At 67.0% G+C, this 21225-nt stretch carries 17 protein-coding genes; 12 read left to right on the top strand and 5 right to left on the bottom strand.

Annotated elements, in window-relative coordinates; all coding sequences use genetic code 11:
* The first annotated feature begins 30 nt into the window (after nt 1–30).
* From accD to DIE21_RS15090, 6 genes are all read left to right on the top strand, one after another.
* Nucleotides 31–903 (top strand): acetyl-CoA carboxylase, carboxyltransferase subunit beta, encoded by an 873-nt coding sequence (gene accD / locus DIE21_RS15120; RefSeq protein ID WP_044843820.1) that lies wholly within the window; start codon nt 31–33, stop codon nt 901–903.
* A 100-nt stretch (nt 904–1003) separates the two neighbouring features.
* Nucleotides 1004–2314 carry a bifunctional tetrahydrofolate synthase/dihydrofolate synthase gene (folC, locus tag DIE21_RS15115; protein ID WP_124498464.1) on the top strand — a complete coding sequence of 437 codons (1311 nt, stop codon included), beginning with the start codon at nt 1004–1006 and terminating at the stop codon, nt 2312–2314.
* Between the two features lie 29 nt (nt 2315–2343).
* Nucleotides 2344–3192, top strand: coding sequence for an SPOR domain-containing protein (locus DIE21_RS15110; protein WP_124498463.1), 849 nt, complete (start codon nt 2344–2346; stop codon nt 3190–3192).
* Nucleotides 3193–3198: 6 nt separating this feature from the next.
* Nucleotides 3199–3693, top strand: a complete 495-nt coding sequence (locus DIE21_RS15105; protein WP_124498462.1) for a CvpA family protein — start codon at nt 3199–3201, stop codon at nt 3691–3693.
* A 51-nt stretch (nt 3694–3744) separates the two neighbouring features.
* The gene (gene purF / locus DIE21_RS15100) at nt 3745–5277 is read left to right on the top strand and encodes an amidophosphoribosyltransferase (protein ID WP_124498461.1); all 1533 of its coding nucleotides are present in this window, start codon (nt 3745–3747) and stop codon (nt 5275–5277) included.
* 258 nt (nt 5278–5535) lie between these two features.
* Nucleotides 5536–6729, top strand: coding sequence for an O-succinylhomoserine sulfhydrylase (locus DIE21_RS15090; protein WP_124498459.1), 1194 nt, complete (start codon nt 5536–5538; stop codon nt 6727–6729).
* 101 nt (nt 6730–6830) lie between these two features.
* Here DIE21_RS15090 and DIE21_RS15085 read toward each other — a convergent pair whose 3' ends face one another.
* Genes DIE21_RS15085 through DIE21_RS15075 form a run of 3 tightly spaced genes read right to left on the bottom strand, consistent with a single transcriptional unit; the run spans nt 6831 to nt 9938 of the window.
* Entirely contained in the window at nt 6831–7805 is a 975-nt protein-coding gene (locus tag DIE21_RS15085) for an NAD-dependent epimerase/dehydratase family protein (RefSeq protein ID WP_124498458.1), read from the bottom strand.
* Nucleotides 7792–8838 carry a GDP-mannose 4,6-dehydratase gene (gmd, locus tag DIE21_RS15080; RefSeq protein ID WP_124498457.1) on the bottom strand — a complete coding sequence of 349 codons (1047 nt, stop codon included), beginning with the start codon at nt 8836–8838 and terminating at the stop codon, nt 7792–7794. Before gmd ends, DIE21_RS15085 begins: the two co-directional genes overlap by 14 nt.
* Nucleotides 8839–8873: 35 nt before the next feature.
* Nucleotides 8874–9938, bottom strand: coding sequence for an acyltransferase (locus DIE21_RS15075; protein WP_124498456.1), 1065 nt, complete (start codon nt 9936–9938; stop codon nt 8874–8876).
* A gap of 185 nt (nt 9939–10123) precedes the next feature.
* On the opposite strand from DIE21_RS15075, the gene DIE21_RS15070 reads away from it, so the two are divergent.
* From DIE21_RS15070 to DIE21_RS15055, 4 genes are all read left to right on the top strand, one after another.
* On the top strand, nt 10124–10327 hold the full coding sequence (locus DIE21_RS15070) for a hypothetical protein (RefSeq protein WP_124498455.1): 204 nt from the start codon (nt 10124–10126) through the stop codon (nt 10325–10327).
* A gap of 104 nt (nt 10328–10431) precedes the next feature.
* Nucleotides 10432–12624, top strand: a complete 2193-nt coding sequence (locus DIE21_RS15065; protein ID WP_185640526.1) for a hypothetical protein — start codon at nt 10432–10434, stop codon at nt 12622–12624.
* A 19-nt stretch (nt 12625–12643) separates the two neighbouring features.
* A complete protein-coding gene (locus DIE21_RS15060) occupies nt 12644–14110 on the top strand; it encodes a flippase (RefSeq protein ID WP_124498453.1) in 1467 nt (488 codons plus the stop codon).
* Nucleotides 14107–16572, top strand: a complete 2466-nt coding sequence (locus DIE21_RS15055; protein ID WP_185642779.1) for a glycosyltransferase family 4 protein — start codon at nt 14107–14109, stop codon at nt 16570–16572. The genes DIE21_RS15060 and DIE21_RS15055 overlap by 4 nt, the downstream gene beginning before the upstream one ends.
* 236 nt (nt 16573–16808) lie before the next feature.
* Here DIE21_RS15055 and DIE21_RS15050 read toward each other — a convergent pair whose 3' ends face one another.
* Nucleotides 16809–17984: an acyltransferase gene (locus tag DIE21_RS15050; protein ID WP_124498451.1), complete on the bottom strand. Its 1176-nt coding sequence runs from the start codon at nt 17982–17984 to the stop codon at nt 16809–16811.
* Between the two features lie 214 nt (nt 17985–18198).
* Between DIE21_RS15050 and DIE21_RS37215 the strand changes: the two genes are divergently transcribed.
* Entirely contained in the window at nt 18199–18342 is a 144-nt protein-coding gene (locus DIE21_RS37215; protein WP_006479318.1) for a hypothetical protein, read from the top strand.
* A gap of 229 nt (nt 18343–18571) precedes the next feature.
* A complete protein-coding gene (gene galU, locus DIE21_RS15040) occupies nt 18572–19459 on the top strand; it encodes a UTP--glucose-1-phosphate uridylyltransferase GalU (protein WP_027782643.1) in 888 nt (295 codons plus the stop codon).
* A gap of 486 nt (nt 19460–19945) precedes the next feature.
* Here galU and DIE21_RS15035 read toward each other — a convergent pair whose 3' ends face one another.
* On the bottom strand, nt 19946–21064 hold the full coding sequence (locus DIE21_RS15035; protein ID WP_124498449.1) for an acyltransferase: 1119 nt from the start codon (nt 21062–21064) through the stop codon (nt 19946–19948).
* Nucleotides 21065–21225 lie beyond the last annotated feature (161 nt).

Below are 21225 nucleotides of genomic sequence, written 5' to 3'. Positions count from 1 at the left end.
CCGCCCCGCCACGGAACAGGAAACCATACGATGAGCTGGCTCGACAAACTGTTGCCGCCGAAGATCAAGCAGACCGACCCGAAAAGCCGCAAGGGCATTCCGGAAGGTCTGTGGGTCAAGTGCCCGTCCTGCGAGGCCGTGCTGTACCGCAACGACGTGGACGCGAACCTGCACGTGTGCCCGAAGTGCGATCACCACATGCGCATCGGCGCGCGCGAGCGCCTCGACGGGCTGCTCGATCCGGAAGGCCGCTATGAAATCGGCCAGGAAATCGTGCCGGTCGACTCGCTGAAGTTCAAGGACAGCCGCAAGTACCCCGATCGTCTGAAGGAAGCGATGGACGAGACGGGCGAGACCGACGCGATGGTCGTGATGGGTGGGGCGATCCACACGCTGCCCGTCGTCGCGGCCTGCTTCGAGTTCTCGTTCATGGGCGGCTCGATGGGTTCGGTCGTCGGCGAGCGCTTCGCGCGCGGCGCGCAGAATGCGCTGGAACAGCAAGTGCCGTTCATCTGCTTCACGGCGTCGGGCGGCGCACGGATGCAGGAAAGCCTGCTGTCGCTGATGCAGATGGCCAAGACCACCGCGATGCTGACCAAGCTGGCCGAAGCCAAGCTGCCGTTCATCTCGGTGCTGACCGACCCGACGATGGGCGGCGTGTCGGCGAGCTTCGCGTTCCTCGGCGACGTCGTGATCGCCGAGCCGAAGGCGCTGATCGGCTTCGCCGGCCCGCGCGTGATCGAGCAGACGGTTCGTGAGAAGCTGCCGGAAGGCTTCCAGCGCGCGGAATTCCTGCTGAAGACGGGCGCGATCGACATGATCGTCGACCGCCGCAAGATGCGCGACGAGATCGCGCAGCTGCTCGCGCTGCTGCAGCGACAGCCGGCCGACGCGCTGGCCTGACAGGCGGGCGTTGTGAACCGCGCGCGTCGCCCGGCTGAACCGCCGGGCGGCGCGTTTCGTTTTTTTGGCGTAGTGGCGGTACCGATTCAGATTTGATCCGATGAGCACTTTTCCCACTCTCGACGCGTGGCTTTCGCATCTCGAACGCGCGCACCCGGTCGGCATCGACATGGGCCTCACCCGCATCGGGCAGGTCAAGGCGGCGCTGCAGCTCGAATTCGCGTGTCCCGTGATCACGGTCGGCGGCACGAACGGCAAGGGCTCGACCTGCGCGTTCCTCGAGGCGATCCTCGTTCATGCGGGCTACAAGGTCGGTTGCCACACGTCGCCGCACCTGCTCGAATTCGGCGAGCGCGCGCGCGTGAACGGGCAGCAGGTCAGCGACGTCGAATTGCTGCCGCACTTCGAAGCCGTCGAAGCCGCGCGCACGTCGCTACCCGAGCCGGTGTCGCTCACGTACTTCGAATTCACGACGCTCGCGATCCTGCACCTGTTCGCGTCGCGCGGGCTCGATGCAGTGATCCTCGAAGTCGGCCTCGGCGGCCGGCTCGATGCGGTCAACATCATCGATACCGATTGCGCGATCGTCACGAGCATCGACATCGATCACACCGAATACCTCGGCGACACGCGCGAGAAGATCGCGTTCGAGAAGGCGGGGATCTTCCGCGCGGGCAAGCCCGCGATCTGCGGCGATCCCGCGGTGCCGAACACGCTGGTCGACCATGCCCGGGCGATCGGCGCGGACCTGTGGCTGGTCGGCCGCGATTTCCGCTATGAAGCGCAGCCGGGCGCGGAGCGCCAGCAATGGAGCTACCTCGGCCGCGAAAAGCGCTATCCGGCGCTCGCGTATCCGGCGCTGCGCGGCGCGAACCAGCTGATCAATGCATCGGCCGCGCTGGCCGCGCTCGAGGCGCTGCGCCCGGTGCTGCCGGTGTCCGCGCAGGACATCCGGCTCGGGCTCGCGAACGTGGAGCTGCCGGGGCGCTTCCAGGTGCTGCCCGGCAAGCCGGCGATCGTGCTGGACGTCGCGCACAACCCGCACGCGGCGGCCGTGTTGGAGCAGAACCTCGGCAACATGGGCTTCTTCCCGTACACGTACGCGGTGTTCGGCGCGATGCACGACAAGGACATCGACGGCGTGTTGCGGCACCTCAAGGGCGAGATCGACCACTGGTGCGTGACCGACCTGCCGCTGCCGCGCGCGGCGAGCGCGGAGCAACTCGAAGCCGCGCTGCGCAAGGCCGGCGTGGAGGAGGGGGCCGATTCGAGCGTGACGCGGTTCGCGTCGCCGGCCGAAGCGTTTCGCGATGCACTAAAAAGAGCATCCGAGAATGATAGAATCGTGGTTTTCGGCAGTTTCCATACGGTGGCAGGTGTGATGGCCTACCGGAAATCGCAGCAACACTGACTGACGGGCAGTTTCGGACTCAGCCATTCATGGGAATTTTCTCGTTCGGCAAGAAAGACGACGACGCGCCCACCCGGCGCGGCGGTCGTACCGGGGCCTCCCGGAACGTGCGCACGGAGCGCACTGAACGCGTCGAGCGACGCACGCGCCGTACCGAGCGTCCGGAATCGGACGCACTGCTCCTCGATCCGACCCTTCCTGAAAAGCAACGCGCCCGCCGGCGTCTCGTCGGCGCGATCGCGCTCGTCGTCGCCGCGGTGATCGTCTTGCCGATGGTGCTCGATTCGCACCCGAAGCCGGTGACGGACGATATCGCGATCGATATTCCGAACCGGCCTGCGCACCAGGCGGTCGCGTCGCGTGACGACGACGCGTCCGACGTGCAGGCGGGCGTCGCGCACGACGAACTGCCGGCCTCCGATGTCGCGGTGGCGGCCGCTCCAGCGCCCGCGGCGAAGGATGCGGCCAAGCCGGCCGCGAAACCCGATACCACGACCTCGACGACCACGGCGAGCGTGACGCCGCCGAAGCCCGCTGCCAAGCCGGCCGCGGCCGCCCCCGCGGCGAAGCCGGTCGCGCCGAAGCCGGCGCCCGCGGCGGTCGCGAACGCCGACGCCGCGGCCGACAGCGGCGACGCGTCGTCGCCGGCATCGCCGGCCGGTGCGCGCTTCGCGGTGCAGCTCGGTTCGTTCAAGGACGCCGCGACGGCCCGTTCGTGGGCCACCAAGTTGAAATCGGCGGGCGTGCCCGCATATGTCGAGCACAGCAAGCAGGCGGACGGCAGCGCGGCTACACTGCTGCGTGCCGGCCCGTTCGCGGATCGTGCGGCGGCATCCGCCGCGATCGCGAAGGTGCGCGAAGCCGGACTCACGCAGTAACGTGCGATGCTGACGGCTTTCGACTACGCTGTATTGGCGGTGATCGCGTTGTCTGCGCTGCGTGGCGCATGGCGCGGTTTCGTCTCGGAGATTTTCGGGCTGATCGGCTGGATCGCGGCGGTCGTGATCGCGGCCCGCTATGTCGGACTGGTGGTGCCGTATATTCCGGCGAACTGGCCGGGCGGCGCGCTGACACAGTGGGTGCTCGCGTTCGCGCTGATCGTGATCGGCGTCGTGTTCGTCGCGGGCGTTGCGAACGCGCTGTTGTCGCGGATCGCGCAGGCGACGGGCCTCGGCGGGGTCGATCGTTCGCTGGGCATGATGTTCGGGCTCGTCCGCGGCTGCGTGCTGGTGGTGCTGCTGGTCGCGGCGGCCGGGCTGACCGAATTGCCCAAACAGGATTTCTGGCGCAATGCGCTATTGCGTCCTTTCGCCGAACAGGGCGTGCACGAGCTGAAGCAGCTCCTGCCCGACGGCATGGCCCAGTATGTGCGCGTGTGACGACGCGGCCGGGCAGGACGGAACCGATTTTGTCATCTTGAAGGACATGCCATGTGCGGCATCGTAGGTGTTATCTCCCAATCCCCGGTCAATCAGCTGATCTATGACAGCCTGCTGCTGCTGCAGCATCGCGGTCAGGACGCAGCGGGCATCGCGACGGCGGACGGCAGCAATTTCCACATGTACAAGGCGAACGGCATGGTGCGCGACGTGTTCCGCACGCGCAACATGCGCAGCCTGCCCGGCACCTTCGGCATCGGCCAGGTCCGCTATCCGACGGCCGGCTCGGCGTCGAGCGAAGCCGAGGCGCAGCCGTTCTACGTGAACGCGCCGTTCGGGATCATCCTCGCGCACAACGGCAACCTGACGAACTGGGAACAGCTGAAGGACGAGATGTTCCGGATCGACCGCCGGCACATCAACACCAATTCCGACAGCGAAGTGCTGCTCAACGTGTTCGCGCACGAGCTGCAGCTGGCGACGACGGGCCTCGAGCTCGATCCGGCCGCCGTGTTCAAGGCCGTCGCGGGCGTGCATCGCCGCCTGCAGGGCTCGTACGCGATCGTGTCGCTGATCGCCGGCTACGGCCTGCTCGCGTTCCGCGATCCGTTCGGCATCCGCCCGCTGTGCATCGGCAAGCTCGAGACCGAACACGGCACCGAGTGGATGGTCGCGTCGGAGTCGGTGGCGGTCGAAGGCATCGGTTTCGAATTCGTGCGCGACGTGCGGCCGGGCGAAGCGATCTTCATCGACAGGGCCGGCAATTTCCACAGCCAGCAGTGCGCGGAGCACCCGACGCTGAATCCGTGCATGTTCGAATACGTGTATCTCGCGCGTCCGGACTCGTGCCTCGACGGCGTGCCCGTCTACAACGTGCGCCTGCGCATGGGCGACTACCTCGCCGAGAAGATCAAGCGCGAGCTGCCGAACGTGCCGATCGACGTCGTGATGCCGATTCCCGATTCGTCGCGTCCGGCCGCGATGCAGGTCGCCGCGAAGCTCGGCGTCGAGTACCGCGAAGGCTTCTTCAAGAACCGCTACGTCGGCCGCACCTTCATCATGCCGGGCCAGGCCGTGCGCAAGAAGTCGGTGCGCCAGAAGCTCAATGCGATGAGCATCGAGTTCAAGGACAAGAACGTGCTGATCGTCGACGACTCGATCGTGCGCGGCACGACCTCGCACGAGATCGTGCAGATGGCGCGCGATGCGGGCGCGAAGTCGGTGATCTTCGCGTCGGCGGCACCGCCCGTGAAGTTCCCGAACGTGTACGGCATCGACATGCCGACGCGCGGCGAGCTGGTCGCACACGGCCGCACCGACGACGAAGTCGCGAAGATCATCGGTGCCGACTACCTGATCTATCAGGACGTCGACGACCTGCGCCGCGCGGTACGCGACATCAACCCGAAGCTCGAGCGCTTCGAGGCGTCGTGCTTCGACGGCAACTACATCACCGGCGCCGTGACGCCCGAGTATCTCGATGCGATCGAGCGCGCCCGTCTCGCGCCGGCGTCGCAGGCCGATCGCGACACGGCGGGCGACACCGCGCGTTCGCAGATGAACCTGCAGCTGTCGGTCGAGTGATGCCGGCGCACGCTTCCGACGAAGCGTGATAGGATGTGGCCTTGCGTCGATTTGATTCAGCTTGCGGACGCGGGGCGATTTCCCAAAACAGCTAAAGCGAAGGCCGGCGCCAGCCGGCCCGAGTCGATCGCTGTCGTACCGCACCGAAGCCCGCTGATGCCGACGCATAGCGGGCTTTTTGTTTTGGCCTGATTTTGTGGCTGGGTTCGCGCCTGATGCATGACCCTCGGCGCGACCCTCGAATACGGAAAACGGAACATGGACGACTCCCTCAACTTCGACACGCTCGCCGTGCGTGCGGGCACGCTGCGCAGCAGTGACTTCAACGAGCATTCGGAAGCGCTGTTCCTGACGTCGAGCTTCTGCTTCACGAGCGCGGCCGAGGCGGCCGAGCGCTTCGCGAATTCGGAAGACTATTTCACCTATTCGCGCTTCACGAACCCGACCGTCACCATGTTCCAGGACCGTCTCGCCGCGCTCGAAGGCGGCGAGGCCTGCATCGCGACGGCGTCGGGCATGGCCGCGATCATGTCGGTCGTGATGTCCGCGCTGCAGGCGGGCGATCACCTCGTCAGTTCGCGCAGCCTGTTCGGCTCGACGCTCGGGATGTTCTCGCAGATCTTCAGCAAGTTCGGCATCACGACGACCTTCGTCGATCCGACCGACCTGAACGCGTGGCAGGAAGCCGTGCGGCCCGAGACGAAGATGTTCTTCCTCGAGACGCCGTCGAACCCGCTGACCGAACTCGCCGACATCGAGGCGATCGGCAAGATCGCGAAGGCCGCGAACGCGCTGTTCGTCGTCGACAACTGTTTCTGCAGCCCGGTGCTGCAGCAGCCGCTGAAGCTCGGCGCGGACGTCGTGATGCACTCGGCGACGAAGTTCCTCGACGGCCAGGGCCGCGTGCTCGGCGGCGCGCTGGTTGGCTCGAAGGCATTCATCATGGGCAAGGTGTTCCCGTTCGTGCGCAGCGCGGGGCCGACGCTGTCGGCGTTCAACGCGTGGGTGCTGCTGAAGGGGATGGAGACGCTGTCGCTGCGCGTCGAGAAGCAGTCGGCGAATGCGCTGGAAATCGCGCGCTGGCTCGATTCGCATCCGGCCGTCGCACGCGTGTTCTATCCGGGGCTCGAATCGCATCCGCAGCACGAACTCGCGAAGCGCCAGCAGAAGGCGGGCGGCGCGATCGTGTCGTTCGAGCTGAAGGGCGACACGCCCGAGCAGCAGCGCGCGAACGCGTGGCGCGTGATCGACAGCACGAAGCTGATCTCGATCACCGGCAACCTCGGCGATACGCGCACGACGATCACGCATCCGGCGACGACGACGCACGCGCGCATCACGCCGGAAGCGCGTGCGGCCGCGGGGATCACGGAAGGGCTGATCCGTCTCGCGGTCGGCCTGGAGCATGCGGGCGACGTGCGCAACGATCTCGCGCGCGGCCTCGAGGGCTGAGCGCGGCGGCTCCGATTTCAGGGCCGACATGACGACGGGCCGCTCGACAGAGCGGCCCGTTTTCTTTTGACTGGCGACGAACGCGCGTTGTGTTGCCGGAATCAGCCGGTCTGCCCAACCTGCTCGGGCCGCTGCACATTGCGCATCGCTTCCATCATCCAGCGCAGCGTGTCGTCGAGCGGCGTCGCGGGCAGCTCGCCCACCGCGCGCCGCAGCTTGTCGCGCGACCCGCTCAGGCGCTTTACTTCGTTGTGCCGCACGAAACGCGGATAGATCGTCACGTCGATCACGTAGCCGGCAATCCTCGACAGCATTGCCAGCACTTCCTTCAGCGAATACGCGCGCTCCGAGCAGACGTTGAACGTCTCGCCGGCCGGCGCGGCTTCGAGCAGCTTCAGATAGGCTGCCGTCACGTCGCGCACGTCGGAGAAATCGCGGCTCACGTCGAGATTGCCGAGCGAGATGCGCGGCGCGTTGCGCGCATAGTGCGACACGAGCTTCGGCAGCAGATACGCGTCGTCCTGGCCGACGCCCGTGTAGTTGAACGGCCGCGCGATCACGATCGGCAGCCGGTCGGCCCACAGCTTCGCCGCGTATTCCATCGCGAGCTTGCTGACCGCGTAGTCGTTCGCGGGCGCGGGCGCGACGGTCTCGTCGAGCACGCCGGCCGTCGAATTGCCGTAGACGTTCGCGCTGCTGGCGAGCAGCACCGCCGACGGACGGCGGTCGAGGCCGGCGAGCGCGGCCAGCAGGTTGCGCGTGCCGGCGATGTTGACCGCGTAGGTTTGCGACGGCTCGTCCTGCGCGACATGCGCACGCGCGGCGAGATGCACGACCGCATCGGGCCGCGCATCGGCCGCCGCTGCCCGCATCGCGTTCGCATCGAGCAGGTCGACCGGCAGCAGCGTGCAGTTCGCGAACGCCGGATCGTCCTGCCGTGCCGCGCCGGGCGCCACGGTACCCCACACGTCGTAGCCGGCCGCTTCGAGGCGTTGCGCCATGTAGCGGCCGGTGAAGCCCGTCAGGCCCGTGACGAACGCACGCCGCGACGGGCGTGCGGCTTCAGTACGTGTCATGGTGACGATTCCGCGTCAGGTCCGCTTCGACCATCATCTGGCAGAGCTGTTCGAGCGTCGTCTCCGGCGCCCAGCCCAGCTTGGATTTGGCCTTGTCCGCGCAGCCGATCAGCAGGTCGACTTCGGCAGGGCGGTAGAACTTCGGATTCACTTCGACGAGCACGTTGCCGTTCGACGCGTCGAGGCCGCGCTCCTGCTCGCCCTTGCCGGTCCATTCGAGCTGGTAGCCGGCGGCCGCGAACGCCATCCGCACGAAGTCGCGCACGGTCTCGGTGCGGTTGGTCGCGAGCACGTAGGTATCGGGCTCGTCGACCTGCAGCATCCGCCACATCCCTTCGACGTATTCGAGCGCGAAGCCCCAGTCGCGCTTCGCGTCGAGGTTGCCGAGCTCGAGCCGGGTCGCCTTGCCGAGCTTGATCTTCGCGACGGTGTCGGTGATCTTGCGCGTGACGAACTCGCGGCCGCGCAGCGGCGATTCGTGGTTGAACAGGATGCCGCTGCAGCCGAACAGGTCGTAGGATTCGCGGTAGTTCACGGTCATCCAGTGCGCGTACAGCTTCGCGACGCCATACGGGCTGCGCGGATAGAACGCGGTCGTTTCCGTCTGCGGGATCGACTGCACCTTGCCGAACATCTCGGACGTCGACGCCTGGTAGAAGCGCGTCTTCGGGCTCACCACGCGGATCGCCTCGAGCAGGTTCAGCGGGCCAAGGCCCGTGACTTCGGCGGTCGTCGCCGGCTGGTCGAACGACACGCCGACGAAGCTCTGCGCGGCCAGGTTGTACAGCTCGTCGGGCTGCGTGCGTTCGAGCAGCCGCAGGCTGGAGCCGGCGTCCGTCAGGTCGTGCTCGACGAGCGACAGGTTCGGGTGCGTGTCGACGCCGAGCTCGGCGATGCGCCAGAAGTTCACCGAGCTGGTGCGGCGGTAGGTGCCCGTGACCTCATAGCCCTTGTCGAGCAGCAGCTTGGTCAGGTAGGCGCCGTCCTGCCCCGTGATCCCCGTGATGATGGCCTTCTTGCGGTTTTGGCTCATGGCAATGTCCTGGTCGAAACGATGGATTGAGAAAGTCAGGCGGTCGTGCGCGCGGCGGCGGGCACCGTGGGGCGCGCCGGGCCGCGTGTCAGGCGCCGCTCGAAGCCGTACCAGCTCAGGGTGGCGTACGCGAGCGTGATGGCGAGTGCGAGCGCGGCCGTGACGAAGCGGTTCAGGTGCAGCGGCCACAGCGCGTACAGCACGCTCAGGTGAATCAGGTAGACGGTGTAGCTGACGGTGCCGACGTACACGAGCAGCGGGTTCGTCAGCACGCGCTGCACGAAGCCGCGTCCGCGCAGCGCGATCACGACGATCGACGTGCACAGCAGCAGCGAGATGCTGTAGAGCGCGGCATTCGACATCGGCGTGTTCGCCGCGCGGAAGCGCGGGAACGACAGGTGCAGCCAGCCGAGGATCGCGAGCGACACGAGCGCGCCGACGATCGCGAGCGGGTAGAACGGTTCCAGCGCGCGCCGGTCGCGGCGCAGCACGATCGCGAGCAGCGCGCCGGCGGCGAGCAGGTCCATCCGGAACGGCGTCAGGTAGTAGATCGGCCAGAACGAATCGAACCACGGCGTCGCGATCGCGCGCAGCACGGGCGCCGCGACGATCAGCGCGGCGGCGATCCACAGCAGCGCGCGTTCCGAGCACCACAGCACGACGAACGGCCAGAAGATGTAGAACTGCTCCTCGACGGCGAGCGACCACAGCACGTTCAGGCTGTCGTGGCCGATGCTGCCGAGCGACAGGCCGATGTTGGTCGAGAAGAACGCGAACCACGGCCAGTGCGGCAGCCAGCTCGCGCCGAACAGCAGCGTCGACACGACCAGCAGCAGCACGTACGGCGGCAGGATCCGGCGCACGCGGCGCGCGTAGAAGTGGCTGAAGTACGACTGCCCGCGCGCCTTGCGATCGAGCAGGATGCCGGTGATCAGCAGGCCGCTCAGCACGAAGAACAGGTCGACGCCCATCCACAGCGGCGCCTTCAGCGCGTGTTGCAGGAACACGGCGCCGACGGCGATCGCGCGCAACCCGTCGAGTTGCACGATGCGGCCGTGTTGCGGCGGGGCGAGGTCGGCGGTGCGCGAGATGCCCGTCATCGCGCCGCTCCTTCGCGACGCGCGGCCGATGCCGTGGCGCGCCGCGCATCCGATGCGTGAACGTAATGCATGCGTTTAAATGAAATATTGAGTCGAAATCGATTCTAGGGAAAAGAAATCGGCAAAAAAACGCATGGCATTTATCCGATTGAAAACATTCAAATGCCGGTCGTTTCAATCGCGACATGAAAGGTTTGCAGGCTGTGCGCCCCGTCGGACGGGCTGGAGCGGCATTTTCTACGGATCGTCGCGTGAAGGGCGGTCGATATTTCCGCTTCGCCGGGCCGATTCAAGTCTGTTCCGGCTCGATATTTCAGGCGGAAACATCCCCAAATATTTCCAAATTTCTTGTGATTATTTTTGCTTGTAACCTGCATCGCGACGTTTGAAACCTATTTAGCGACAGGGCATCCGGGCAGGCAGTTTCGCCGCGGCGCCGGTCGCTTCCGCATCGAGTCTGGAGAGCGCATTGCGACGTCTGATTCTGGTTGGCATGACGGTATGCGCGGCGCTGTCCGCGAGCGCCGCTCCGGCTGAAACCGTGTTGCCCGCGACCACGTCGTGGATCGGCAACACGTTCGGCTATGGCGACGGCAGCTGGACGCAGATCGACATCCGCGCGATCGCGGTGACGCCCGACGGCAAGGTGTATACGAACGCGCCGTGGGACGAGAGCGGTGCCGAGGCGAGCGTCTACCAGGACGGGAAGATGCTCGGCTTCGCAGGCGGCACGCACGGCTGGGGCAACCTCGGCGGCAACGCGGTCGCGGTGAACGGCAAGTATGCATACGTCGCGATCGGCGTCGGCAACGAGCGCGGCCACCTGCAGTCGCCCGGCATCTGGCCGGACAAGGGCAAGCAGTGGTTCGGCATCTCGCGGCGCACGATCGGCGACATGAAGCAGCCGGCGCCGTTCCGCGCGGCGCCGCAGGTCGCGCCCGGCGGGCGCGCCGATGCCGGCCGCGCGCGGATGGCCGCCAGCTTCATGGTGATGAACGAGGTGGCGGCCCCCGCGCGCTCGGAGGTGGGCGAGGCGAAGGCTGAAGTGGGCGGCCTTGCGGCGGACGACAGGACGCTGTTCGCGACGAACCCGGCGCATGACGAAGTCGACGTGTACGACGCCGAGACGATGCAGAAGAAGGGCACCTGGAGTGCGCACGAGCCGGGCCGCATCGCGCTTGCCGGCGACGGCACGCTGTGGCTGCTCACCGATACGATCAACGGGCCCGCGCATCTCGTGCACGTGCGCGCGGACGGCCGCAAGCTCGACGACGCGCCCGCGCTGCCCGAAGGCACCGAAGCGGTGGACGTGGCGGTCGATGCGAAAGGGCGCGTGCTGGTGGCGGACAACGGTCCGCGCCAGCAGGTGCTGATCTTCTCGAAAGGCGGCAAGGGCTATGCGCCGTCCGGCACGCTCGGCGAGCGCGGCGGGATCTTCACGGGCCCGGTGCCGGGCCGCCCGGGGCCGCAGCGCTTCAACGGGCTGACGGGCGTGGGCGTCGATCGCGCGGGCAACGTGTACGTGTCCATGAACGGCATCGGGCCGCGTCACGACACGATCGGCGCGGGGCTCGGCGCCGTGCTCGAGAGCTATACGCCGGACGGCAAGCTGCGCTGGCAGGTACAGGGGCTGCTGTTCGTCGACGGCGCGTGGCTCGATCCCGCGCGGCCGAACAGCGTGTATACGGGCAACAAGCGCTTCGAGCTCGACCTGTCGAAGCCGCCCGGCCAGGACTGGAAATACGCCGGCTTCCTGTCGAACCGCTTCAAGTATCCGGACGATCCGGTGTTCCACACGGACCAGTATCCCGGCATGCCGTTCGCACGGCGCGTCGACGGCCGCACGTTCCTGTACCTGACCGACATGTACGCCGATCACCTGAAGATCTACCGCTTCGACGCGAAGCGCGACGGCGAGGTCGCGATTCCGTCGGGCCTGATCGCGGGCCGCGCGCGGCCGGTCGACAAGGTGCCGAACAAGCCGCCGGGCGGCGACTGGATCTGGCGCGATGCGAACGGCAACGGCCGGCTGGACGAGGACGAGTTCACGACCAACACGACGGGCAAGGCGAAGGCGGGCGGCTGGGGCTGGTGGGTCGACACGAAGGGCGACATCTGGCGCACGAGCGACGTGCGCGGGATCCACCGCTTCGGCTATGGCGGCGTCGACAAGGCCGGCAACCCGGTCTACGCGTACGACAAGGTCACGACCTATCCGATGCCGCAGCCGTTCACGCAGCTGCGCCGCGCGATCTACGAACCGCAGACGGACACGCTGTACGTGACCGGCTACACGGCCGACGCGCCGCCGCAGCCGGGCATCAACAAGGAAGTCGGCCGCGTGCTGGTGCGCTTCGACAAGTGGTCGACCGGCTCGCCGGTGGTGCGCTACACGGTCGCGCTGCCGTGGCAGCTCGACGCGAAGCCGATCCTCGACCTGATCGGGATCACGGTCGAGGGCCGCTACCTCTTCACGGTGGAGCCGGTCGGCAAGATCCACGTGTACGACAAGGAATCCGGCAAGGAAGTCGGCGTGATGAGCCCGGGCGCGGAGGTCGGCAAGGCGTCGGGCTGGGTCGACGTGCCGTTCGGCATCAGCGCGTTCCGGCGCGAGAACGGCGAATACCTGGTGTTCGTCGAGGAAGACGCACGCGGCAAGGTGCTCATGTACCGCTGGAAACCGTAACAGGCCCATGGGCAAAAGCATGGACAAAGGCATACTCAAGAACGTTTCGATCAACTTCATCGGGCTGATCCTGCCGACCTTCGTGTCGCTGGTCACGGTGCCCGCGTATATCCACGCGCTGGGCGTCGAGCGCTACGGCGTCGTCAGCCTCGTGTGGACCCTGATCGGCTATTTCGGGATCCTCGATCTCGGGATGAGCATGGCCGCGCAGAACCACATCTCGAAGGCGCTCGCGAGCGGCAACGCGGACGAAAGCGCGCGTGTCTTCTGGAGCGCGTTCTGGCTGAACCTCGGCACCGGCATCGTCGGCGGCCTGCTGATCTATTTCGGCGCGTTCGTCTACACCGCGTATTTCACGAAGGCGTCGGCGGCCATGCAGCACGAGGTGTATCTCGCGCTGCCGTGGCTCGCGCTCGCGATTCCGCTCGCGAACGTATCGTGGGTGTTCGCCGGCGCGATCAACGGCGCCGAACGGTTCGGCGTGTTCAACACGAACCAGACGATCGGCACGTTCCTGTTCCAGCTGCTGCCGCTCGGCGCCGCGTGGTGGATCGCGCCGAACCTGCAGACGGTGCTGGCGGCCGCGGTCGTCGCGCGGCTGATCGCGGCGGTGATGCTCGGTCACGCGAGCATCAAGGTGCTCGGGATCCGGCGCATCGACCCGCCGCAGTGGGGCACCGCGAAGGGGCTGTTCAACTTCGGCGGCTGGATGCTGATCGCGAGCACGACGAGCATGATCGCCGACACGCTCGATCGCGTGATGCTCGGCGCCGGCATGGGCGCGAAGTTCGTCACCTACTACACGGTGCCGCAGAACCTCGTCACGCGCCTGAACATGCTGCCGAACGCGCTGGTGCGCACGCTGTTCCCGCGCCTGTCGGCGGTCGGCCGCGATCACGCCGACACGCTCGCGCGCCAGTCGCTCGAATTCCTGAATGGCGTGTTCACGCCGGTCGGCATCGTCGCGATCTTCGCGCTCGCGCCGTTCCTCACGCTGTGGGTCGGCGCCGATCTCGCCGCGCATTCGGCGCCGGTCGGCCGCGTGCTGGTGGTCAGCGTGTGGCTCGTCGGCCAGGCGAGCGTCACGCGGATCCTGATCCAGTCGCAGGTCAACCCGGCGCGCGCCGCGTTTGCCGGCCTCATCGAAATGCCGTTCTTCGTCGGCGGCCTGTGGTTCGGCATTCATCACTTCGGGCTGATCGGCGCGGCGGTGGTCGTCGCGACGCGGGCGCTGGTCGACTACGGCGTGCTGCTTTACCTGTCGGCGATCCGGATGCGCGCCATCGTGCTCGACATGCTCGCGCATCTCGCCTTCCTGCTCGCGAGCCTGTTGCTCGCGCAAGCGTGGTCGGGGCTCGGCGAGTCGATCGGCCTGTGCGCGGTCGTGCTGGTGCTGAACCTGGCGTGGTCGTTCACGATGACGCCGGGGCTGCGCGCGCTCGTGCGCGACCTGTTCGTCCGTCTCAATGCGAGGAAAACCATATGAATCGCGATCTGGCGGAACACGCCATCCTGAACGTGGCCACGGCCGATGCCGCCGTGGCCGAAGCCGGCGACGCCGCCGCGCTGCGCCGGTCCGGGCCCGCCGGGCGGGCAGGCGCACGCGATGCGTGGCGTCCGCTGCGCGTGGCGATCGTCCACGACTGGCTCGTCACGTACGCCGGCGCCGAGCGCGTGCTCGAACAGATCGTCGCGTGCTTTCCCGACGCGGACCTGTTCAGCCTCGTCGACTTTCTCGACGATCGTGCGTTCGTGCGCGGCAAACCGGTGACGACCTCGTTCATCCAGAAACTGCCGTTCGCGCGCACCAAGTACCGCAGCTACCTGCCGCTGATGCCGCTCGCGATCGAGCAGCTCGACGTGTCGGACTACGACCTCGTGATCTCCAGCAGCCATGCGGTCGCGAAGGGCGTGCTGACGGGGCCGGACCAGATGCACATCAGCTACGTGCATTCGCCGATCCGCTATGCGTGGGACCTGCAGCACCAGTATCTGGAACAGTCGAACCTCACGCACGGGCCGAAGTCGCTGCTCGCGCGGATGATCCTGCACTACATCCGCAACTGGGACACGCGCACCGCGAACGCGGTGGACGGCTTCGTCGCGAACTCCGCGTTCATCGCGCGACGCATCCGCAAGGTGTATCACCGCGATGCGGCGGTGATCTTCCCGCCGGTCGACGTCGACGGCTTCTCGCTGAACGAGGTGAAGGACGATTTCTACCTGACCGCGTCGCGCATGGTGCCGTACAAGAAGATCGACCTGATCGTCGAGGCATTCTCGCGCACGCCGGAGCGCAAGCTCGTCGTGATCGGCGACGGCCCGGAGATGCAGAAGATCCGCGCGAAGGCCGGCCCGAACGTCGAGATCATGGGCTACCAGCCTTTCGCGGTGCTGCATGACCGGATGCGCCGCGCGAAGGCGTTCGTGTTCGCGGCCGAAGAGGATTTCGGAATTTCGGTGGTCGAGGCACAGGCGTGTGGCACGCCCGTGATCGCGTACGGCAAGGGCGGTGCGCTCGAAACCGTGCTCGAACCGCGCTCGCACGCGAACCCGACCGGGCTGTTCTTCGACGAGCAGACGCCGCACGCGATCGTCGCGGCGGTCGACGATTTCGAGCGGGCGCCGCAGCGCTTCACGCCGCACGCGTGCCGCGCGAATGCGGAGCGCTTCTCCGCCGGCACGTTCCGCCGGCGTTTTCTCGATTATGTGGAGGCCGCGCTGCCCGGCTCGACCGCGCAGCGCGGCACGGCCGTCGCGCCGATGCCGGCCGCGCGCGGCCCGGCGACGCTCGTGCTGGACCAGAGCGGCGTGCTCGGCGGCGCGGAGCTGTCGCTGCTGGAGATCATGAAGCACATGCGCGCGAACGCCGACGTGCTGCTATTCGACGACGGCCCGTTCCGCGCGGCGCTCGACGAGATCGGCGCGCGCGTCGACGTGCTCGACCAGGGCGCGCTCGCCGGCGTGCGCAAGCAGGGCGGCGTGTCGGCCGGTGCGTTGAAGCGGCTCGTCGGCATGGTGCGCGACGTCGCGCGGCGCGCGCGGCGCGCCGAGGTGATCTACGCGAACACGCAGCGCGCGATGGTGGTCGCGGCGCTGGCCGGGCGGCTCGCGCGCAAGCCGGTGGTCTGGCACCTGCGCGACATCGTCAGCGGCGACCACTTCGGCAGCAAGCAGCTGATGGCGATCAAGTACGGCGCGCGGTTCGGCGTCACGCGCGTGATCGCGAACTCGGACGCATCCGCGCAGGCGTTCCGCGCGCTGACGGGCTTCACGCCGCAGCACGTCGACGTCGTGTTCAACGGCATTTCGGCCGCACCGTTCGACGCGCTGGACACTGTCAGCCAGGCCGCGCTGCGTGCGCGCTTCGGGCTGCCCGAGCACGCATGGCTGGTCGGGTCGTTCAGCCGCCTCGCGCACTGGAAGGGGCAGCACCTGCTGCTGGAGGCCGCGGCCCGCCATCCCGACATGCACGTGGTGCTGGTCGGCGCGCCGCTGTTCGGCGAGGATGAATACGCGGCGCAGCTGCACGAGATCGTCGCGCGCCACGGGATGGACGACCGCGTCCACTTCCTCGGATTCCAGCGCGACGTGGCCGCGTGCATGAAGGCGGTCGACGTGGTCGCGCATACGTCGATCACGCCCGAGCCGTTCGGGCGGGTGATCGTCGAGGGGATGCTTGCGCGGCGGCCGGTGGTCGCGGCCCGCGCGGGCGGGGTCGTCGAGATCATCGAGGACGATGACAACGGGCTGCTCTGCGAGCCGGGCGATGCGGCCGCGCTGGCCGCTGCGCTGGGCAGGCTGAAGCACGACGCCGCGTTGCGCGAGCGGCTCGTCGCGAGCGGGCGGGCGACCGCGGTGCGCCGGTTCGGCACCGACACCTATGTGGAGCGGGTCGAGAAGATTCTCTCGGATACGGCGAAGGCCGCGAAGGCGAAGAAGCGGTAGGCGCGGCGCGAACTGATGCGCCATGCATCGGGAAACGAGCCCTCATGCGGTGTCGCGCTGCATGAGGGCTTTGCTTTGGGGGGGGCGGGCGCCTGTCGCGCGGTCAGGCGGAGGTTTGTCGGATGGGCCGGCGATGCGCTGGCGCATGCGTCACCGGGCTCGCTCGTCCCACCCAGGAAAATGCCCCCGCGCAGCCTGACGCCGGGCGGGGGCAGTGAGCGCGGGAACGATGCCGCTCAGACAGCCCGTTCGGGCGCCGGTGAGACGACGCGAGCGGTGCGCGTCGGTTTCAGGCTGGCCGACCACATCATCGCGGGGCGTTCGAACAGCCGGTAGAACACGTAGGCGACCGGAATCGCGGCGGCCATGAACGCGAACGACGGCCAGATCGACAGTTGCAGCTCGGAATGGAACAGCACCGAGCCGAGGCAGACGAACAGCGGCAGGTGAACGAGGTACAGCGAGTAGCTGAAGTCGCCGAACCAGCCGAGCACGCGCAAGAGCGGCGTTGGGCGCGGCGGGCAGGCGAGCGCGCGGTACAGGAAGCACGCGAAGCCGGCCGCCCACAGCTGGAACGCACCGTACTGGCCGACATGGAAGGCGCCGCAGCCCGCGGCCAGCAGCACGCCGGCCGCGAGGTACCACGCGCGCGACGGCACGGTGGCCTTGCCGCGCGCCGGCTGCGCGCGCACGTCGGCGATCCACGCGCCGATCGTCCAGGACAGCCAGTACGACGTGAAGAACTGCAGGTCGTGCCGTTCGAGCAGCCAGGCCGACGCAACGTTGACGAGCGCGACGGCCGCGACGATCGCCGGCATCCCGATGCGCCGGCGCAACGCGAACAGCAGCGGGTAGATCGCATAGAACTGCACTTCGAGCGACAGCGTCCACAGCGCGCCGTTCGACCCGTACGTATAGCCGGCGACGCCCTGCAGCGAGAACAGGTTCACGAGGAACGCGGTGAGGCCGACGTCGCGGATCTTGTGGCTGACGGGCGCGATCTGCAGGCTGACCGCGTCCATCGCGAGCGTGAACAGCAGCGCCGCGAGCAGCACCGGGTAGATGCGGGTGAAGCGGCGCGCCCAGAAGTTCGGCGCGTCGAGCCGGTACGCGGGGTTGGCCGCAAGCTTGAGCGCCGCGTTGCGGTGGATGCAGTAGCCGCTGATCACGAAGAAGATCGGCACGCCCGCGGATCCCCACCCGAACGGAAAGGTCAGGTAGCCGACGATCACGCTCGGGTCGAGCGCATGACCGTAAGCGCGATGGAAGCTCTGCATGCCGACCCAGACGACCTGGCGGCAATGGAAATAGGCGACGAGCAGCGCCGCGAACCCGCGCATCGCGTCGATCACGTGTTCCTTGTGGTCGGCGACGGGCGGCGCAGTCAAAGACGGTCCGCTGAAAGCTTGCATGCGATTCGATTCCTTGCGACGGATGAAGGGGATGGTCCAATCGTAATGCGCAAGAATTCGATCGAATGAATAAAAAAATCCCGTCGCGAAATAACGGCATTTCAGATGGTGGTTTTATTCGGGTCTGAAAGCGGTTCCGCTGGCGCCACAATTATTTGCCGATTTTTTTCTGATAGCTTGAAGCTTCCAGTTGATTGATGCAAGGAGCGGCAAGATGGACATGCATTGGATCGCGAGCGCGGCAGTACTGCTGGTCATGGCCGTGCTGTCGGCGTACCGCGAGGCGCTGAAGAACGAGCCGATTCGCCCCGGTCTCGAGCGGGGCGGCGTCCCGTATATCGAGGAATTCGAATCGTAAGAATTTGTATCCGGAAAATCGGTAATTTGTTTCTGTTTCGGCAATCGGTTCGGCAATATCGACCGGGTTCGCGGATTATCTCTTTTTACGGAAACATGGGCAATCAGTCCATATCGAAAATGAGCGGAGTGGAATTGGCCGTGCCGTCGGTTCTCGATATGCCGTTCGGAAAACAATCGCGCCGGGTCGCAGGGCGACGCGGCGCAGTCAACGCAATCAGGATGCGAACATGTTGAAAGTCACCAGGGCCGTGTTCCCCGTTGCCGGTCTCGGCACGCGGTTCCTCCCGGCAACGAAGGCGAGCCCGAAGGAAATGCTGCCCGTCGTCGACAAGCCACTGATCCAGTACGCGGTCGAGGAAGCGATCAACGCCGGTATCACCGAGATGATCTTCGTGACCGGGCGCAGCAAGCGCGCGATCGAGGATCACTTCGACAAGTCGTACGAGATCGAGGCCGAGCTCGAGGCGCGTGGCAAGGAAAAGCTGCTCGAGCTCGTGCGCGGCATCAAGCCGAGCCACGTGAACTGCTTCTACGTGCGCCAGCCGGAAGCGCTGGGTCTCGGCCATGCGGTGCTGTGTGCGGAAAAGCTGGTGCACGGCGAGCCGTTCGCGGTGATCCTCGCCGACGACCTGCTGCACGGCGAACAGCCGGTGCTCAAGCAGCTCGTCGACGTGTTCGACCACTATCACAGCTCGGTGATCGGGGTCGAGACGATTCCGCGCGAGGACAGCCGCTCGTACGGCGTCGTCGAAGGCCGCGAGTGGGAAGAGGACATCATCAAGCTGTCGGGCATCATCGAGAAGCCGGCGCCGGAAGACGCGCCGTCGAACCTCGGCGTGGTCGGCCGCTACGTGTTCATGCCGACGATCTTCGATCATCTGCGCAAGCTCAAGCCGGGCGCCGGCGGCGAACTGCAGCTCACCGACGCGGTGCAGTCGCTGCTCGCGAACGAACAGGTGCTTGCCTATCGCTACTACGGCACGCGTTTCGATTGCGGCAGCAAGATCGGCTATCTCAAGGCGACCGTCGAGCTCGCGCTCCAGCATCCGGAAGTGAGCCGCGAATTCGAGGCGTACCTGCGTACCTGCCTGCCCGCGCTGGCTGCTGTCGCATAAGCAGCCGCGCTGCTCCGCTGTTTCAGGTGGTGGTTGTTCCGTTGGCCCCGGCTGCCTTGTGCGTCGGGGCTTTTTTGCGTGCGGGCGGGCGAGGCGGAGCCGCGGGGTGGCGGGCGATCGACGGTGTTGAATCCGACGTGAACAAACAAGGAGGGGCGTGGCGATTCTGGTGCGCCGCCAGGCGGCGATGCTGTTTCCTGGTGCGCGCGATGCCGGGCGCCATGGCGATGAAGCCGGTGCCGACATGCCGGTTGCATGCGGCCCGATGGGCGAGGGCTGTGCTTCGCAATAGCCGCCGTTGATACCTGGTCCAGAGTGTCGAATCGCCGCGGACGTCAACGCGGCGCCGCGGTGCCGTGCGGCACGTTCATCTTCCGGCGCAACGCGTGTCCCGGCGGGGCGAACCGGCCGGCGGCCGCACCGCTTCGGCGCCCGGCGTCGCCGGCCCCGGCGCACGTTTTCCGGTTGCGTCGCGCCGTGCCCCGCTCAGCGCGGCGACGTGCTCGGCCGTGCGACGAAGTACCGGGCCAGCATCGCGGTGATCGGCTTCTTGAAGTCGAGCAGGCGCCTTTCCAGATAGCGCCACGACAGATGGGCAAGCAGCACGGCGAGCGCGAACTGCAGCAGTTCGGGCAGCGCTTCCCGGACGCTTGCGGGCATCGGCACGCGTGCGAACAGCGCGGGCATCTCGCCGAAACGTGCCGGAATCAGGTTGTGGAACAGGTAGAAGCCGTAGCTGATCGTGCCGAGATAGACGAGCGGCGCCCGGTCGAGCAGCGCCACGGCCGGATGGTCGGGCTCGGTGACGATCCACAGCATCAGCGTGCCGAGCGACACGGACAGTCCAAGATCCGCGAGTCCCGTGACGACATCCGGCAGCGTCGCAAACGCGGGCAGCGCGAGGAAGAACACCACGCCGGCGGCGCCGAGCCAGCCGGGCGGAATGCGACGGACGACGCTCGGGCCGCGATCGGCAAGTGCGATCGCGCCGACGCCGCCCAGCGCGATCAGTGCGAAATTCCACGGGGAAAACGCGTAGATCAGCACCGGCGATGCGTCGAGCGCGTAGAGCACGAGATGCGCGAGCGCGCACAGCGCGACGGCCGCGACGCCGAGCGCGACGTGGCGCGCGGCCGGCACCGCGAGCAGCGCGAGCGGCGCAATCAGATAGAACTGCTGCTCAACCGCGAGGCTCCAGAAGTGCGACGTGGAGCCCGGCCAGCCGTCCTTGACGACGCCGATCCAGTAATTCGACAGGAACGCGGCGTGCCACGCGAGCCCGAGATTGACGCCGCGCTGGTAGAACAGCGCGTGCGCGATCGCGAGCGCGGCGAGCAGCAGGTAGTAGACGGGAAAGATCCGCAGCGCGCGCTTCGCGAGGAACAGCGCCAGCGCGTGGCGGCGCGTCATCGTGCCGCGCTCGATCGCCTGGCGGTTGCGATGCAGCTCGCCGACGATCAGGAATCCGCTGATGAGGAAAAACGTCCACACACCGAGCTTGCCCACGTCGACAGCGAGGACGTGGCCCTTGTGGGACAGGAAAACGAGGATGACGGCGAGGGCTCGCAGGCCGTCGAGTCCTTTGACGTATCTGACTTCGCGCATGAAGGCATCCGGGGCACTGAGCGAGGTCAGTATAGGTGCGCAAATATCGAACGTAATTCGCGTTCGGACGTATACGTGAAGGCGTTTTTCGATGCGGGGGGCTGTTTGCGCATCTGCGTTACAGGCGTAAACAGACCCTGGAGCGTCGATGAAGTCGGTCT

The sequence above is a fragment of the Burkholderia sp. Bp9140 genome (assembly GCF_003853425.1).
In the GTDB taxonomy this organism is placed as follows: Bacteria; Pseudomonadota; Gammaproteobacteria; order Burkholderiales; family Burkholderiaceae; genus Burkholderia.
Note: the sequence above shows the minus strand (reverse complement) of the source record. Positions and strands in the feature narration are given on the sequence as shown.